Raw genomic sequence first — 15,926 nt, 5'->3', positions numbered from 1 at the left:
GCAACGCAACGGGATGTCGGGAGGCTAGAAACTACAGACAGACTTCAGAAGTGTTTTCCCAAACAGCTTTGCATTAGCGGCACTCCGACGTAGGCATCTCGTCGGCTGCACTCGTACAAAGAATCCGGGCACAAAAAACCCACCGGTTTGACGGAGGTGGGTACCGCTGTCTGAGGAGTTTCTAGGCTCCTTGCAGCCGAGATTGCTACCTGTTTGGCGGTGTGTCAACTGGTAACTAGTGCGTCATTGGGCCGCGTGTCCATTCGAAAAACCTCGTGAAAAGCCGCATCTCTACACGCCGGGCATCGCTTCACCTTGACCCAACTCACCGCCACACGCACACTTCCGCTCGGAGCCTAGAAACTCCACACAGACAGCGGTGCCCACCTCCGAGAACTTGGTGGGTTTTTTGTGCTCGGCCATCTGGCCTGGCACTGCTCGGCGTTCTTGCGCCGGGAGGGCGGCGAATACAACACCCGCAAGGGGAATAAGCCCGCCGGCTGTCTGCGGTTTCTAGCCTCCCGGCATCCCGCTGCGTTGTGCAGCGGGAGCTGCCTCACGGCAAGGAGAGCGGCATGCACAACGAACCCGGTTACTGGATGTCCGAAGGCACGCACTACCACCTGCTGCGCGTGCGCGACCAGCTGCGCCTGCTCGCTACCCTGGCAACACCACGCACCCGCGACGAAGCGACGCTGGGGACGCCAACAATTCCATTGCAGGAATGGGCGCATTGCCTGCAGCACCTGTCCGAGCAGGTGGACGATGTACTCGCGGATTTGGGCACCTTACCCTAGCGGCGTGCCTGCGCGGACGCAGCGCACGCGTCCGTATCTTGGCTTGGGGAGCTACCACTGCCCGGTCCTGGGGCGCCTGAGTTAAACCGACCCGTGGAGTACGTTTGGCCTGAATGCATTGCTAAGCGGGCGCGCGGCATTTGAAGTGAACATGCTCATCGACCGTTGTCGACATGAAGTTTCCTACGGGCGCGAAATGTGGGTCGGAATGCGTAAACGGCGTCGAGGTTAGCCATTCCACGAAGATCGATGTTGAAGCCAAGATGGCGTCACCTAACACCCATTCGACGAAACCAGGGTCTATGTCTAGATGCTCTTTAGTGTCGCCGAGCATCACGACACGGGCTTGCTTTTCTCCAGCCGGCGACGGAATGCTGACCACATCCCCGAGCCTGACTTCCGAGCCATCGTGATATCTCATGCTGCCGCCTGACTCCTAAAGTAACTTGATCTATGCCGCCAACCGCTTGGTGGCGAAGCGGCCGCTCGTGTTTATCGATGTTACTGCCGGGGCGTTTGCGAAGATTCCGCAACTTGATGTGGGGCTGATTGATAGGCGTTATTCCAACGGCCGTGGCGAGGGCCGCTGGTACTTGGAAAACGTCTTGTGCAGTGACGCGGCGCGCTCGTCGGCAACAACGTTTTCGATGCTGCTCAAACCACGCGATGCGATGACGGCCGAGGCTTTTGCATCGCCCAACAGGTAGGCCAGGCGCAGGTAGGCCAGGCTGTCGACCAGGTTCTTGTTTGCGGTGTCGCTGGCATACACATCCGACAGCCCGTAGTACGCATACAGGTTCCCCGCCACCGCGGCCCGCCGCAGGATGTCGATGCCCTGATAAAAACGGCCCGCCAGTGCGGTGTTTTTGCCATAGATCACCGTGGCGGCCTGGTTGCCTGCCTGCGACTCGGCCTTGAGCTGGTCCAGCGTCAGCGTTTCCAAGCGAGCCAGTTCGTGCTCCGTCGGGTAGCCGTGGCGCAACAGCCACTGCGCCTCTGCATCGGAATTGGCGATCAACGGCCCACCGGCCGGGCAGGCATTGGGGCCTTGCGGGCAGAGATAGCGCCTTGCCTGCTGGCCTGCCGAGGGCGGATTGCTGTTGGCCGCCTGGTCGGGCGGCAGTGCGGCGGCGTTGCCTTGGGCAACGGCCGGGCCGCGTGCCGCCAGCGCAGACGTGGGCGCCTTGCCGGCCTGTGCGGGCTGGTCCGGGTTTGCGCAGGCGCCGAGCGCAAGGCTCAGTGCGGCCAGGGGCAGGAGTTTGGTGACGTGCATGGGCCATCCGTTGCGGGCTGCAGTGCCGGTGCGTGATGGTGCGTGATGCCTGCCCGCAATGCGACTGCATCCCCTCGCCGGCCGCGCTGGCATTGGCTGCCCACACCGCGCCGCATGCAATGCCGCCCCGATGGCAAAGCACATGTGCGCCATCGCGTACGTGCCGCGCGCCTGGGGCCTGCGCTCGATGTTCTGCCCGTTCCTGGCACGGCGCCCGCCAGGCGGCCGTGATCAACGGCCCTTACCTGCCCACGATTGCGCGGTGCACCAAAGCGGGCGCTAGCGCAGGCACCGGGCGTGGCCTTCTTACCCGATGCGCTGCGCTCTTTGCGCAGTCGGGCCGCTTGAGACAATTCGCAACCCTGATCTGCATCTTTCCGTATACCGTGACATGCATCACACTTAAATGTGATGTATGTCTCATTACTACGGAAGAAGGATCTGGCGATGGCCGACGACAGGGTGGGGCTGCAGCCGCAGCCGCTGGGCGCATACGGTGGGGCAGGTCAGCCATGGGCTGCGCTGCTGCCGGCGTCGACGAGATCTCCAGGCGACAGCCGCACCGCACCGCCGGGCACCGACGCCATCAGCCTCAAGCGCCTGCTGCGCAAGGGCGCGCGCGGGCTGCTGCGCACCCTGCCGTGGCGGCACCAGGACCGGCTGTACTACCTGCACACCTTCGGCCGGCTGCCGGATCTGTACGACCCCAAGTGCTTCAACGAGAAGATCCTCTACCGCAAGTGCGTGCACGGGGATTACCCGCTGTACCGGCGGCTGGCGGACAAGTTTGCGGTGCGGCCATACGTGGCGGCCAGGATCGGGCAGGCGCATCTGATCCCGCTGCTGCTGGACAGTACCGACCCGCAGGAGCTGCTGCGCCTGCCGCAGTGGCGGCAGACCGTGATCAAGGCCAACCATGGCGCGGCGATGGTGGAGGTGGTGCGGGAGGAGCCGGACGCGCTGCAGAAACGGCGCATCATCGAGCGCTGCGGCCAGTGGCTGCGCACCGACTTTTCCGACAAGGTGCGCGAGATCCACTACCGCGATATTCCGCCACGGCTGCTGGTGGAGCAGTACATCGGCGATGCGCAGCAGGTGCCGGTGGACTACAAGTTCCACATGTTCCGGCAGGCCGATGGCAGTTTCCAGTATGTGCTGCAGGTGATCTACGGGCGCTTCGACACGCCCAAGCTGGCGATGACCTTCTTCGTGAACAACCTGCACACGGCCTTCCACCGCATCCGCGACGACGGGCGCACCCCGCCCTGCGCGCCCGCGTTGCTGGAGCAGGCGCTGGGCCTGAGCCAGCAGCTGGCCGGCGACTTCGACTACGTGCGGGTGGACTGGTACATCCAGCATGGCCAGGTTTTTTTTGGCGAGCTGACCTTCACCCCGGGCGCGGGGCTGGTCACCGGGCTGGACCGTGGCCTGGACCGGATGATGGGCGACATGTGGATACAGCGGCGTGCGCCGCTGGAGGCAGGGTTCCCCGCGCAGGGCTTCGGGGCCGGGATGCGGTCGCCGGTGCGGTGAGTCCGGTCATCGCACCATTGCCTGCGCCCCAAGACGCGCATGGCCGGTGTGCACGGGCATGCGTTACAGGCGCACGGCGGGTGCGGCCGGCCGCGCAGGCGCCATGCACCGCTTGCCCGGGTGTGATCGTGCCAATGCGATAATCCGCAACGCCTGCACAGGCCGGCCCCGGTCACACTGGTGAGCGCGCGCGTGGCCACGCTGCCGCACAGCGGCCGGCCACACCGCGCCTGGTGCGCTAGCGGCCAGGCAGCGGATACTCCGCGTCCGCAGGTGCCCGCACGTGGCGTGGTACCGCTCCATGCGCACCTTTTCCCCTTACAAGGACGTCACCGTTGTCGCACGTTTCTCCCCGCACCTTCCTGCCGCTCGCATTGCTGGGCCTGCTGTCTGCCTGCAACGGCGGTGGCACGGCCACCCCCAGCGCGCCGCGCCCGGAGTCCGAGCACTTCACGCTTGCCGATCTGCAGCAGCTTGGCTGCACGGTCACCGCCACGCCCAAACGCGATGTCCGCAAGATCCCGTTGCTGGGCGAGGTCGACGGCTATGGCGTGACCAGCACCAGCGCCTGCGCGACCCACCTGATCAGCCTGCTGCAGCCGATCACCTACGAAGACGCGGTGTGGCAGGGCGCACGCACCGCCGCCGGCACCTTTGCCAAGGAGCACGGGCTGGAGCGCGAGAGTTATGAAGGCCGGCTCGGCGAGTACAGCGAGATTGAGGTGTTCAGCCGCGGCGGCAAGCCGGTGGGCTTTGAATACAACGTGCAGGCAAAGGGCACGCTGCATTCGGTGATTGTGCTCTCCGACAGCATCGCGCCGGATGCGGCGTTCGAGGCGGTGATGAAGACCAAGCTGTGAGGGTGTGAGCCGCTTTTTAATTGAGCGGGTGGCGCTGTAAGCCGTGCCTGCGCGCGGTGTGGGCGCATGCGCCGCAACGCGTGTGCAATGCGATACAGCTGGAAGATGGACGCACCTGTCAGCGCGAAAGACGATTCTTCCGAAGTAACCGCTCCGAGCGCATCACGTGAACCACGACAACGCGTTGCCCGTCCACACGGTAGAACACGCGGCAAGGTGGCTCGACGATTTGACGGTAGCGGGAGCGCTTGAGCTCCTGCGGCCGGCTTCCATTCTCCGGGTGTTCGGCCAATTGCTCGACATGCGCAAACACCCGTCTCACCAGTGCCGCTGCGGCGGCAGCGTCCTCAAGTGCAATGTAGTCGGCACTCGCGTCCAGGTCGGCCACCGCCGGCTCCGACCAGACTATTTCAGCCATCGCGCCAGGCGTTGTTTGGCTTGCTCGTGGCTCAGGCTGCGGCCTTCGGCTACCGCCATTTCACCACGGGCAATTCCTTCGAGGATCGCCATGCGCTGTTGCATGCGTTCATAGCTGGCGACGTCCACCAGGTATGCGCTGGGCAGGCCATGCTGGGTGATCAGGATCGGCTCCTTGTCGCGCTCGACATCTGCGAGGAGCTCGGTGGCCTGCCGCTTGAGCGTGGTGACAAGTTCTGTGCGCATGCAGTGACACTAAAGTATCACTGTGGGTGGGGCACGTCGGCTGTGCCGGGCGAGGCTACACCCCACCCAACGGCCGCAGGCACAACCAGATCGCGCACCAGTGCGAGAGCGCGCCGCCCAGCACATGGGCGTGCCAGATGGCGCGGTTGTAGACCAGCGACTTGCGCACGTAGAAGGTGACGCCCACGGTGTAGAACGCGCCGCCGGCGGCGATCAGCCACAGCACGGTGCTGTCCAGGCCGGCCACCAGCGGTTTGATCACCACGATGCCGGCCCAGCCCAGCAGCAGGTAGATCACCACCCAGAAACCCTTGGCGATGCCGGGCAGGAACAGCTTGGCGAATACGCCGAACAAGGCCACGCCCCACACGCCCAGAATCATCGCCCAGCGCCAGGTGCCGTCCAGGGCGACCAGCAGGAACGGGGTGTAGGAGCCGGCAATCATCACGAAGATGCCGGCGTGGTCGAACTTGCGCAGCATCGGCTGGCGCTGCGGCGGGGCGAAGTTGTAGGCCGCCGAGCAGCCGAACATCACCAGCAGCCCCAGCGCGTACACGCAGGTGGCCAGCAACATGGTCTGGTTGGCATGCGCGCGCCAGACCATCCACGCGCCGCCGACGATGGCCAGGAACAGGCCGGCGGCATGCACGATCACATCGGCACGGCGGGCGGAGCGGGTCTTGTAGTGCGGGGCGGTGACGCGGAGGGGCACGGACACGGCAATTCTTCAGGATGGGGGAGCCCGCAGCGTGCAGAGCAACGGCGACGCGGCTGGGGGCAACAGAATACCCGGCTTGCTGAATCCGCTCAGTGACACAGGCTCGCCGGGTTGGCGCTGGTCTCATACCCTGAGACACCTCCCCTGTCTCATGCCCCTCTTTGGGAGCCGCCGTATGCCTCCGTTTGCCCTCGCTCCCCGCACCGAAACCGCCGAACGCGCGCTGGCCACCACCGATGGCCTGCCCAGCCGCGATGGCGCACTGCTCACGCAACGCCTGGAGCGGCGTTACCACGACCGCATCACCGGCAGCTTCACCCTGCCCGGGCGCGACGGCCGTTATGCGCCGATTCCCGCCGACGTGCCGGCCGCGCTGGCCGACGCCTTGCGCGCGCGCGGCATCAGCCAGCTCTACAGCCACCAGGCCGACGCGTGGGCGGCCACCCAGCGCGGCGACCATGTGGCGATCGTGACACCCACCGCGTCGGGCAAATCGCTGTGCTACACGTTGCCGGTGGTGAGCGCGGCGATGCGTTCCGGTGCCAAGGCGCTGTACCTGTTCCCCACCAAGGCGCTGGCGCAGGACCAGGTGGCCGAGCTGCTGGAACTGAACCGCGCCGGCGCGCTGGGGGTGAAGGCCTTCACCTTCGACGGCGATACGCCTGGCGATGCGCGCCAGGCGATCCGCCTGCATGGCGACATCGTGGTGAGCAACCCGGACATGCTGCATCAGGCGATCCTGCCGCATCACACCAAATGGGCGCAGTTCTTCGAGAACCTGCGCTATGTGGTGATCGACGAGATCCACACCTATCGCGGCGTGTTCGGCAGCCATGTCACCAATGTGCTGCGCCGGCTCAAGCGCATCTGCGCGTTCTACGGCGCCAACCCGCAGTTCATCCTGTGCTCGGCCACCATCGGCAACCCGCATGCGCACGCGCAGGCGCTGATCGAGGAACGGGTGCATGCGATCACCGAGTCCGGCGCGCCCACCGGCGACAAGCATGTGCTGTTGTGGAACCCGCCGGTGGTCAATGCGGACCTGGGGCTACGCGCATCGGCACGCTCGCAGAGCAACCGCATTGCGCGCATTGCGATCAAGAGCGGGCTGAAGACGCTGGTCTTCGCGCAGACGCGCCTGATGGTGGAAGTCCTGACCAAATACCTGAAGGACATCTTCGACCACGACCCGCGCAAGCCGCCACGCATCCGTGCGTACCGCGGCGGTTATCTGCCCACCGAGCGGCGCGAGGTGGAGCGCGCGATGCGCGCCGGCAACATCGACGGCATCATTTCCACCTCGGCGCTGGAGCTGGGCGTGGATATCGGCGCGCTGGACGTGGTGATCCTCAACGGCTACCCCGGCAGCGTGGCGGCGACCTGGCAGCGCTTCGGCCGCGCCGGGCGCCGCCAGCAACCGGCGCTGGGCGTGCTGGTGGCCAGCTCGCAACCCTTGGACCAGTACGTGGTGCGGCATCCGGATTTCTTCGCCGATGCCTCGCCCGAACATGCGCGCATTGCGCCGGACCAGCCGCTGATCCTGTTCGACCACATCCGCTGCGCGGCGTTCGAACTGCCGTTCATCGCCAGCGAACCGTTCGGGCCGATCGATCCGCTGGTGTTCCTAGAAGCGCTGGCCGAAAGCGAAGTGATCCACCAGGAAGGCGACCGCTGGGAGTGGATCGCCGACAGCTACCCCGCCAATGCGGTGAGCCTGCGCTCGGTGGCCGACGGCAACTTCGTGGTGGTGGACAAGAGCGACGGCAAGCAGCAGATCATCGCCGAGGTGGATTATTCGGCCGCTGCGCTGACCTTGTACGAAGGCGCCATCCACATGGTGCAAAGCACGCCGTACCAGGTGGAGCGGCTGGACTGGGAAGGCCGCAAGGCCTATGTCACGCGCACCCATGTGGACTACTACACCGACAGCATCGACTACACCAAGCTGAAGGTGCTGGACCGCTTCGACGGCGGCGTGGCCGGGCGCGGCGATTCGCACCATGGCGAGGTGCATGTGGTGCGGCGCGTGTCCGGCTACAAGAAGATCCGCTATTACACGCACGAGAACATCGGCTATGGGCCGGTCAATCTGCCCGACCAGGAACTGCACACCACCGCGGTGTGGTGGCAGCTGCCGCAGGCCACGCTGGGCAAGGCATTCGCCTCCAAGCAGGATGCACTGGACGGATTCCTGGGGGCGGCCTACGCGTTGCACGTGGTGGCCACGGTGGCGGTGATGGCCGATGCGCGCGACCTGCAGAAAGCCGTGGGCAATGGCGACGGCGCGTGGTTTGCGGTGGCCGACCAGACCGGGCGCGGGCAGCTGCGTGGCGTGGACGAGGGCGAGCAAGGCGCGGTGGAATTGCAGCAGGCGTTCGTGCCCACGGTGTATCTGTACGACAACTTCCCCGGCGGGGTGGGCCTGAGCGAGCCGCTGTGGCTGCGCCAGGCCGAGCTGCTGCAGCGCGCCGACGAGCTGGTGCGGCGTTGCGACTGCAGCGCCGGCTGCCCGGCCTGCGTGGGCCCGGTGCTGGCCGCGCATGAGCAAGCCAAGGGCGAGTCGCCCAAGTCGCTGGCGTTGACCGTGCTGGCGTTGCTGGTCGATGCGGATGCGCCGTTGCGGCATGCCACCCGGGTGGACGACGACCTGGCGCTGGACGTGCCTGCATGAGCGTGAGTGCGGACCGGCTGCGGCTGTTGCGGCGTCAGGCCGGGCACGCCGATGTGCCTGCGCTGGTGCCGGTTGCACATGGCAATGCAGTGGATGCTGCGGATGGGCCCCGTGTGGTGGATGCGGATACCGATGCACGACGGCTGCACTGTGCAGCGGTGGGGCGAATCTCCGGTGATGCAGTTGGTGCGGGCGCTGTTGCAGGCGATGCGCACATACGCGCCGCCGGTGGCATGCCTGCAACGGCGCAGCCGACGGGTGCGCCGGCAGGACCGGTGCCTGGCAGCGATGCTGGGGTGAGCGCAGAACGTTTGCGCCTGCTACGCCGCCAGGTCGGCGGGCTGACGCCCACCGCGCGCAAGGACGATGCGGTGATGCCCACGCGTGCGCAACGTCAGACTGCCCCCGGTGCTGCTGCGTCTGCGCCGCACGCTTTGCCGCGCGATGCGGTTGCGCAAAGCGCGCAGCCCGGCAGCGTAGAGGCTGCCAGTGCACCGCGTCCCCAGCCCACCACGCCGGCCGTGACACGCCGCGCCCTGCAGGCGCCGGTTGCTGCGGCGCCTGCGCGCGATAGCTCGGCGTTTGCCTGGGTGGACCACGACGTGCGCCACAAGCCGGCAGGTGCGGCGGTCGATGCGGCAGCGCGCGTGTCGCCTGTGCGCGCGACACCTGCCGCACCGACATCCATCCCGGCACCGCAGCGACGCACCGATATCGCCGGCCTGCGCAAGATGATCGGCCTGCGCGAGCGCGCGGTCTCGGCGCACACGCCGCTGCGTGCGGCCTCCACCGATCGGCACCTGCCCGGCAACGAGATCGCGCCCGGCCTGCACCTGATCGACGCCTTCCTGCCGCAGCCGATTCCGCACCAGGCCCTGTCGCTGGCCTTCGCCAAGCGCGAGGACGCGGTGGACCCGATGAATCTGCTGTTCTTCGACACCGAAACCACCGGCCTGGCCGGCGGCACCGGCACGCGCGCCTTCATGATCGGCGTGGCCGATTGGTACACCGACGCTACGCAGGGCAGCGGGCTGCGCGTGCGGCAACTGATGATGTCCACGATGGCGGCCGAAAGCGCGATGCTGGACCTGTTCCGCAGCTGGCTGTCGCCGCAGACGGTGTTGTCCAGCTACAACGGCCGCTGCTACGACGCACCGTTGTTGAAGACGCGCTACCGGCTGGCGCGCCGCGGCGACCCGATCTCCGCGCTGGACCATGTTGACCTGCTGTTTCCCACCCGTCGCCGCTATCGCGGCACCTGGGAGAACTGCAAGCTGGCCACCATCGAACGGCAACTGCTGCGCGTGGTACGCGAGGACGACCTGCCCGGCTCCGAGGCCCCGGCCGCCTGGTTGAGCTACCTGCGCGGCGGCAGCGCGCGCAACCTGCGCCGCGTGGCCGAGCACAATCATCAGGACGTGGTGACCTTGTCGCTGCTGATGCAGCGCCTGGTGGCGGCGGACGCGCAGGACCGCGAGGTGATTCCGCTCTTGGACGCGCCGTGAGCTCGATGCGTGATCGGTCGCGCGATCACCGCAGACCCTGCAAGGGCTGCCGTGATGGATGCGCCATGGAAGGTCCCCGACCGTCTCACGCTGCGCAGGTGAAGGTAAGTGTTGCGTAAAGCCCCGCTTTTTCGGGAGCGTGCCTCGTTCTCGCATGGTTTGCTGCGCGCATGAGGGACTCGCGCTGTGCTGTGCAACATGCGCCTACGCAGGTACTTCCGACACCTCAGTCGTCATCTGCCACGCTGCAAACTCCTGCTCGAACTCGGCCAGCGTCAACAAGCCCATGCAGGCATGCGCGCCGATCGGTAACGCCTGCCCTTCGGCAAGTTTGCGTACCAGCAGGATCGCGGCGAAACAGGGAATTTCCGGGCCGTGCAGCATCGGGGCGGTGAGGTCCCACTGCAGTCGCAGCGGCTGACGACTGCTGGTTTCAGCGTGCCCGATGCCGCGCAGCTCCACGCGCATGCCGCCCAGGTCGGTGCCCAAGCGGTCGAACCAGCGCGCGGCGCGTGCGAACACGTCAGCCAGGCGCGCCATCGGCAATGGCACGCCGCAATGACGCAGCCAGGCGACGGTCGCCAGGCAGCGCTGCAGGAACGGTACCTCCAACGCGGCGCGAAACTGCACGGTCCGCACGCCGGGATAGCGCTGCGGCAACAGGTCGTGGTCGGGCACATCGCACGGTGATGCAAGGCGCGGTGCGAGCTGTGCGAACTGCGCACGTGTGGGCCTGGCCCAGCCCACCACCGTTTGCCAGCCACCGTCGTGCCACCACTCGAACGGCGTGCCGCAATACGACAACACCGCACGCACCGTCGCCAGGCCCAACGGGGTGCCTTGCGCGGGCGCGATGACCATGCGGATGTCATGCAGGGCCGAAAAGCGCGGCAGCAACGCGTCGATGACGGCACTGGAGAGTGCGGGCAAGGTGCTGGCGCCGCTGATGGCCACACGCTGCGCTTGCTGTGCCACGGCGTCCAGTGCAGCGGGGAAATCGCGCACGAAGGTGCGGCCGTCGGCCAGGTCGATGTAGTGCATGCCTGTCTGCAGGCAGGTGCGCGCCACGGCGTAATCCTGGCCCTGGAACGGGCCTGCGGTATGCACCACCACATCGGCGGCGGTGGCCGCCAGTTGCGCGGCGAAGTCGCTTGCCGCGGTATCCAGTCGGCAGGCGGTGATGCGCCCGGGCGCGACATCCGGCCACTTGGTCGCCACATCGCCGGGATGCCGCCCGGCCGCGATCACCTGGATCTGCGTCGCCGCCGCCAGCGCCCGCACGATGCGTGCACCGAAATGCCCGAAGCCACCCACCACCACCACCCGATACGTCATCGCCTGCTCGCCGTTTGCACCCATTGCACAGTATCGGCGAGCAGACCGGCACCAGCGCGTCCGGCGTGCCCGCACGATGGCGACACGGTGCGACCAAGAGCGGCTGACCCAACGTAGCGAGCGGCCGCCAGGCGGGGCGGCGCGCTCAGAACCGCAGTGTTCGCGTGGTACATGCCGATTCCGAGCACCGACTGCGCCCACCTGGCGGTGAGCGCAGTGATCTGTTGAACGCTCTAACCGGAAACCCTTGTGACCAGGCCACGGGCCAATGCCTCGCGCAGCACCTTGAGCGCTTCGCGTGTGGCGAGCTTGGACGCACCGGCCTGCTTGGTCGCCAACGCGGCCTGCCTGTCGGCCAATGCACGCTGCTCCTTCGCCAACGCCTGCAGCGCGTCGGGCATCGCGCCCTGCTGCGAGGCTGCGGACGCAGCGGCCGAGGGCGTGCGTGTCGAGGCCTGAAGCGCACGCGGCTCGGTCTGCGCAGAGAGCTGCGCGGCCAGTGCGGCCTGGCGCTCGCTCACTGCCTGCTGACGCGCCGCCACGGTGGCCTGGACGTCGGCCAGTTGCCGGCTGCGGACATGGGCCGCGCTCAGCCGATGCATCAGCGTCGGATCACGCACCAGGTACTGCACGCCATCGGCGCGGAACCACAACACGCGCTGGCCATTACCGCCGTACGCGCGTGCGGTCTGCAGATCGCTGAGCGAACCATGCATGACTTGGTGCTCGCCGTGCACCAACACATAGGCATCGCCCTCGTCCTGGGTGATTGCGGCGGTTTTGCCGCACGCTGCGTTTGCTCTGGCACGCGGTGTGACCGGAGCTGCTGCACTGGGCGCAACGGGTGCGACGGGTGCCGACGGCGCGGTTGGCGCGATCGCTGTTGGTGCGAGAGGAGAAGCCGCAGGTGCCGGCAGCACCGGGGTGGCGGGCGCTGCCGGCACGGCAGCCAACGCACGCGAATGTGCTGCAGATGCAGATGCAGATGCGATCAGCGAGGAACCAGCGAGTGCGGCGATGGCCAGCAACAACGCGGTGCGTAGGCACAACAAGGGGGAAGCGGTCTGGATCATGAGAGATCTCCACGAAGGTCACAGCTCGGTAGGTGCCGCCTGCGTAAGACACCGGCGGGGTAGGAAACAGCGATCACGCGGCCACGGCGTTGCCGACGCTGCGCAGCGTCGTCACGCAGGAAGTGCCGGGCTGTGGCGGGCCCATGTCATGCAGCTGCTGCCTGGTGCGCTGCCATCGCACGACGCCGGCAGGTACCTGGCGTCAGGCAATGCTTACCGCTGCCGCCGGTCTCCCGGCCGTGCACGGCCGGGAGCGGATCGGGGACTGCACGCCACCGTTGCCCAGACGTGGCCGCTAGAGACGGTTGCTGACGCGACCTGCGGTCTGCAGCAAATCCGCTGCGGTTGGCTTTCCATGTGCGGTGGCTGCAGCGGCAGGCCGGACGGTGCGAGCGCCGTCGACCGGTGTAGATGGCGCGCCAAGAAGCGGCTTGGCCCAAAACCGCAGCCAACGCGTGGTCCATGCCGGCTCCGGGCACTGGTTGCGCCCGCCTGACGGTGGGCGCACCCGTATCGTTGATGGCTCCTAGTTGTTCTGCGCCTGTTCGGCGTCTGCTTGCGCTTGTTCGGCGTCTGCCTGCGCTTGCGCTGCCTCCCGTTGTGCTTGCGCCGCTTGCTGCTGCCCGCGCGCGGCCTCGATGCGGGCCTGACGTGCGGCTTGTTTGCCCATTTCAGCCTGTTGCCGGGACAGCTCGGCCGCTTGGCGCACCGCAGCGGCATACGCGTATTGCGCCTGGCGATGCTGCTGCGCCATCTCGCGGATCTGTTGCTCGGCGTCGCGCGCCTGCTGTTGCGCGTCCTGTCTGGCCTGCGCCAGTTCCGGCCCCAGGGAGGCCAGCTGTTCGCGCGCTTCCTGCAGTGCGTCCTGCGCGTCCTGCATCTGTTCCTGTCGACGTTCAAGCTCGCTGTTGTCCGCACCCAGCGCATCGTGCATGGCGCTTTGCGCGTCACGCATGGCTGTGGCGGCGGCCTCGCGGCTGATGCGGTCCAGCTCGGCCTCCCAGCCGCCTTGCGTCCCATCCCAGCCATCGCCGTGCGTCTGCTCGGTGCCCAGTACATCGGCAATGACACCCTGCGAGGCGGGGGCAGCGGGTGCCGCAGGCAGTGCGGGCAGCGCCGGTGCAGGCAGTGCGCTCATCGGTGCGACGGCGTCCGCAGCGCTGCTGCCCTGTGTGCGCGCTGCCGGCGCGGTCACCACGATGGGCCGCATGCTGGCGGAGGTTGCCGGCACCGGCATTGCGACCAGACGCAGCGGCACCACGCCAGCCACGGCCACCGTTGCCAGGATCACCGCCGCGGCCAGCCGCGGAAAGGCGCTGGTGTCCTGCAGCATCACCAGCCTGCGCTTCAAGCTGAGGAACGACGGCGAGGCGCTTGCCACGCCACCGAGCAGACGTGGCGACACCCCGAGCTGCAGCAGCAGGCGTCCATAGTGGTGACGGCAATGGCGATGCCCGGCGACCACGGCGGCATCGCAGGCGGCTTCGCGGGCAATGGCGTACTCGCGTGCGGCCAGATGCACCAGCGGGTGGAAGAAAAACAGGTGCTGGGCGAGAGATGGCAGCAACCCCCACCACAGGTCGCGGCGGCGCAGGTGGATCAACTCGTGGGTCAGTGCCATGTCCAGGTCGTCGTCGGCCATCTGTGGCAAACGCGTGGCCGGGAGCAGCAACACCGGCCGCCACGGGCCGATCAACTGCGGTGAGTCGATCTGCGAAGACAGCCGCAGCGCGGGTGCGCGCGACAAGCCATGGGCCTCGGCCGCCATCTGCAGCGACCACACCAACGCCCTGTCGGTGCAAGGCTGGGCAGCGCGCGCCAACGCCCGGCTGCGCCAGTAGGCGCGCACCGTGCCGGTCGCTATCACCAGCACGCCGGCCGCCCACGCCGCCAACAGCCATACAGACCACGACGACCAGATCGCGACCTCCATGGCGTGCGCCGTCGCACTGGCCGCCATCGATGCCGGCACGGCAGCCGTCGCTACCGGCACCAACGTGTCGGCGCTGCCAAGCGCAGATTCAAACGTGTGCGCCGGCAGTACCGGCAATTGCACCGGGCTGCTCCACAACAGGCCGACCACGGCCTGCACGCCCACCAGCCACCACAGCCAGGTCTGCGTGGTGGCCGGCAAGCGGCGCACGCCACGGCACAGCGCCCACACCGCCAGCGTCAGCACTGCGGTCTGCACGCTGGTGGCGCCGAGTCTCCATAACAGCGATTCGATCAGGGGCGACATGGCTCAATCCTCCTTGCGCTGCGATTGCAGCTTGGCGACCAGGGCTTCGAGTTCGGCCAGTTCGGTATCGCTGACCTCGGCGCGCTGCGACATCCACGCCACGAACGGCGACACCGAACCCTGCAAGGTCTTTTCCACGAACTGCCCTACCGCGCCACGCACCACGTCGTCCTGGCCGGCGGTGGCGCTGTAGCGGTACACGCCATCCACCTGCTTACGGCGCAGGAAGCCCTTGGTGCGCAGCCGCTCCATCATGGTCAGCACGGTCGAGCGCGCCAGCCCACGCGGCTCACCGAACGCGGCCGCCACTTCGCCGACGCTCGTGTGCCGTTGTTCTTCGATGTGTTGCAGCAGGGCCAGCTCCTGGTCCCCGATGGTCTTGCCACGCATGCCGCTCTCCCTGACTACAGTTGTCGCCACCGTAAGCGTGACGACAGGTGTAGTCAATAGGTCGGATGGCAGGGGGGGCGGTGTAGATGAAGGACTGGGCAACGCAGGTGCCGTCCGGCATCCCCCAAGCTGATTGGTGAGGAATATCTTGAGCGCGCAGTGATGACGTTGAACATCCCGACGCATCAGCTCGCCGGCCAGTAACGACGATCAGTGCTGCGAGCGTTTCTTCCGAGCAGACGATTCCGACAGGCAGTTTTCCTGCTGCCAGATGCACGAATTTGACGGGGCCAACCGGGGCATCAAGATTGCGTCGGCTATCGATCCTAAGCGGACAGCCGACGTGAACTTGCTACTGCCTTGTTTACCCTTTCATCGGCAGCAAAGGGCGTTGTCGTCCGTGCCGATGTTGACGATTCAACGTATCGAATCGATCAATCAGCGTTTCCGGCTCCGGCGGACATGCCGGGCGAAGGACATGGTGTCCTCATCGCGCGGAAGTGGGTCATTCCCGCCGCACAGGCGGCTCCCATGGACGGCATGGACGCGGAGGTGGCCATCGACGGGGCTGCCTACAAAGTTGCTCGGGTACTCGTCCACCCCGGCTACAAGCGTACGTCCGACGCATCGGGCCAGGAAACTTTGAAGTCGGGCGATCCGCCCAAGATTCGCGCCTTTCTGGCTGGTTCGGATGACATTGCCTTGATCGAGTTGGGTGCGCCTGTTGAGCAAGCGCAGTCCCGATCGATGGTCCGCGCCGAGAATACGCAGACGTATCGCGCACACGCGCAGGCACTGCAGGTAGATGCAGCGGGCTGCCTTCACATGCGCCACCATGCCAGCGCGCATGATCGCAACCTCTAGCGGCG

General features: G+C 66.9%; 15 protein-coding genes and 1 other RNA gene. 6 read left to right on the top strand and 10 right to left on the bottom strand.

What is annotated here, in order from left to right:
• The first annotated feature begins 575 nt into the window (after window positions 1-575).
• Window positions 576-797, top strand: coding sequence for an XAC0095 family protein (locus tag XarjCFBP7645_RS06565; RefSeq protein ID WP_181126195.1), 222 nt, complete (start codon window positions 576-578; stop codon window positions 795-797).
• Window positions 798-918: 121 nt separating this feature from the next.
• On the opposite strand, the gene XarjCFBP7645_RS21335 is transcribed toward XarjCFBP7645_RS06565, so the two are convergent.
• Both XarjCFBP7645_RS21335 and XarjCFBP7645_RS06560 read right to left on the bottom strand, forming a co-directional pair.
• The gene (locus XarjCFBP7645_RS21335; protein ID WP_146096274.1) at window positions 919-1,218 is read right to left on the bottom strand and encodes a hypothetical protein; all 300 of its coding nucleotides are present in this window, start codon (window positions 1,216-1,218) and stop codon (window positions 919-921) included.
• 138 nt (window positions 1,219-1,356) lie between these two features.
• A complete protein-coding gene (locus XarjCFBP7645_RS06560; protein WP_104536632.1) occupies window positions 1,357-2,070 on the bottom strand; it encodes a hypothetical protein in 714 nt (237 codons plus the stop codon).
• A gap of 462 nt (window positions 2,071-2,532) precedes the next feature.
• Here XarjCFBP7645_RS06560 and XarjCFBP7645_RS06555 point away from each other — a divergent pair, with 462 nt between their 5' ends.
• Both XarjCFBP7645_RS06555 and XarjCFBP7645_RS06550 read left to right on the top strand, forming a co-directional pair.
• Window positions 2,533-3,603 carry an ATP-grasp fold amidoligase family protein gene (locus XarjCFBP7645_RS06555; protein WP_104536777.1) on the top strand — a complete coding sequence of 357 codons (1,071 nt, stop codon included), beginning with the start codon at window positions 2,533-2,535 and terminating at the stop codon, window positions 3,601-3,603.
• A gap of 335 nt (window positions 3,604-3,938) precedes the next feature.
• Window positions 3,939-4,463, top strand: coding sequence for a hypothetical protein (locus XarjCFBP7645_RS06550; RefSeq protein WP_104536631.1), 525 nt, complete (start codon window positions 3,939-3,941; stop codon window positions 4,461-4,463).
• A 118-nt stretch (window positions 4,464-4,581) separates the two neighbouring features.
• Here XarjCFBP7645_RS06550 and XarjCFBP7645_RS06545 read toward each other — a convergent pair whose 3' ends face one another.
• Genes XarjCFBP7645_RS06545 through trhA form a run of 3 tightly spaced genes read right to left on the bottom strand, consistent with a single transcriptional unit; the run spans window position 4,582 to window position 5,844 of the window.
• Window positions 4,582-4,881 (bottom strand): type II toxin-antitoxin system RelE/ParE family toxin, encoded by a 300-nt coding sequence (locus XarjCFBP7645_RS06545; RefSeq protein WP_104536630.1) that lies wholly within the window; start codon window positions 4,879-4,881, stop codon window positions 4,582-4,584.
• The gene (locus tag XarjCFBP7645_RS06540; protein ID WP_016902922.1) at window positions 4,869-5,126 is read right to left on the bottom strand and encodes a type II toxin-antitoxin system Phd/YefM family antitoxin; all 258 of its coding nucleotides are present in this window, start codon (window positions 5,124-5,126) and stop codon (window positions 4,869-4,871) included. The genes XarjCFBP7645_RS06545 and XarjCFBP7645_RS06540 overlap by 13 nt, the downstream gene beginning before the upstream one ends.
• A gap of 55 nt (window positions 5,127-5,181) precedes the next feature.
• Window positions 5,182-5,844, bottom strand: coding sequence for a PAQR family membrane homeostasis protein TrhA (trhA, locus tag XarjCFBP7645_RS06535; RefSeq protein ID WP_166775349.1), 663 nt, complete (start codon window positions 5,842-5,844; stop codon window positions 5,182-5,184).
• A 175-nt stretch (window positions 5,845-6,019) separates the two neighbouring features.
• Here trhA and XarjCFBP7645_RS06530 point away from each other — a divergent pair, with 175 nt between their 5' ends.
• Together XarjCFBP7645_RS06530 and XarjCFBP7645_RS06525 are read left to right on the top strand one after the other, a co-directional pair.
• The gene (locus XarjCFBP7645_RS06530) at window positions 6,020-8,515 is read left to right on the top strand and encodes a DEAD/DEAH box helicase (RefSeq protein WP_181126194.1); all 2,496 of its coding nucleotides are present in this window, start codon (window positions 6,020-6,022) and stop codon (window positions 8,513-8,515) included.
• A complete protein-coding gene (locus XarjCFBP7645_RS06525; protein WP_104536629.1) occupies window positions 8,512-10,020 on the top strand; it encodes a ribonuclease H-like domain-containing protein in 1,509 nt (502 codons plus the stop codon). Before XarjCFBP7645_RS06530 ends, XarjCFBP7645_RS06525 begins: the two co-directional genes overlap by 4 nt.
• Before the next feature lie 204 nt (window positions 10,021-10,224).
• Here XarjCFBP7645_RS06525 and XarjCFBP7645_RS06520 read toward each other — a convergent pair whose 3' ends face one another.
• The 5 genes from XarjCFBP7645_RS06520 to XarjCFBP7645_RS06500 form a co-directional block, all read right to left on the bottom strand.
• Window positions 10,225-11,355, bottom strand: a complete 1,131-nt coding sequence (locus XarjCFBP7645_RS06520) for a saccharopine dehydrogenase family protein (RefSeq protein WP_104536774.1) — start codon at window positions 11,353-11,355, stop codon at window positions 10,225-10,227.
• 101 nt (window positions 11,356-11,456) lie between these two features.
• Window positions 11,457-11,528: non-coding RNA, sX9 sRNA (locus tag XarjCFBP7645_RS06515), on the bottom strand.
• Window positions 11,529-11,588: 60 nt separating this feature from the next.
• Window positions 11,589-12,095, bottom strand: coding sequence for a hypothetical protein (locus XarjCFBP7645_RS21640; RefSeq protein ID WP_221230812.1), 507 nt, complete (start codon window positions 12,093-12,095; stop codon window positions 11,589-11,591).
• Between the two features lie 859 nt (window positions 12,096-12,954).
• Window positions 12,955-14,667 (bottom strand): M56 family metallopeptidase, encoded by a 1,713-nt coding sequence (locus XarjCFBP7645_RS06505; RefSeq protein WP_104536627.1) that lies wholly within the window; start codon window positions 14,665-14,667, stop codon window positions 12,955-12,957.
• A 3-nt stretch (window positions 14,668-14,670) separates the two neighbouring features.
• On the bottom strand, window positions 14,671-15,057 hold the full coding sequence (locus XarjCFBP7645_RS06500; RefSeq protein ID WP_104536626.1) for a BlaI/MecI/CopY family transcriptional regulator: 387 nt from the start codon (window positions 15,055-15,057) through the stop codon (window positions 14,671-14,673).
• A gap of 360 nt (window positions 15,058-15,417) precedes the next feature.
• Here XarjCFBP7645_RS06500 and XarjCFBP7645_RS06495 point away from each other — a divergent pair, with 360 nt between their 5' ends.
• Window positions 15,418-15,921: a hypothetical protein gene (locus XarjCFBP7645_RS06495; protein ID WP_146096273.1), complete on the top strand. Its 504-nt coding sequence runs from the start codon at window positions 15,418-15,420 to the stop codon at window positions 15,919-15,921.
• Window positions 15,922-15,926: the final 5 nt, after the last annotated feature.

It is taken from the genome of Xanthomonas arboricola, assembly GCF_002940665.1.
Lineage (GTDB): Bacteria > Pseudomonadota > Gammaproteobacteria > Xanthomonadales > Xanthomonadaceae > Xanthomonas > Xanthomonas arboricola_B.
This window is presented reverse-complemented; position numbering and strand designations above follow the sequence as displayed.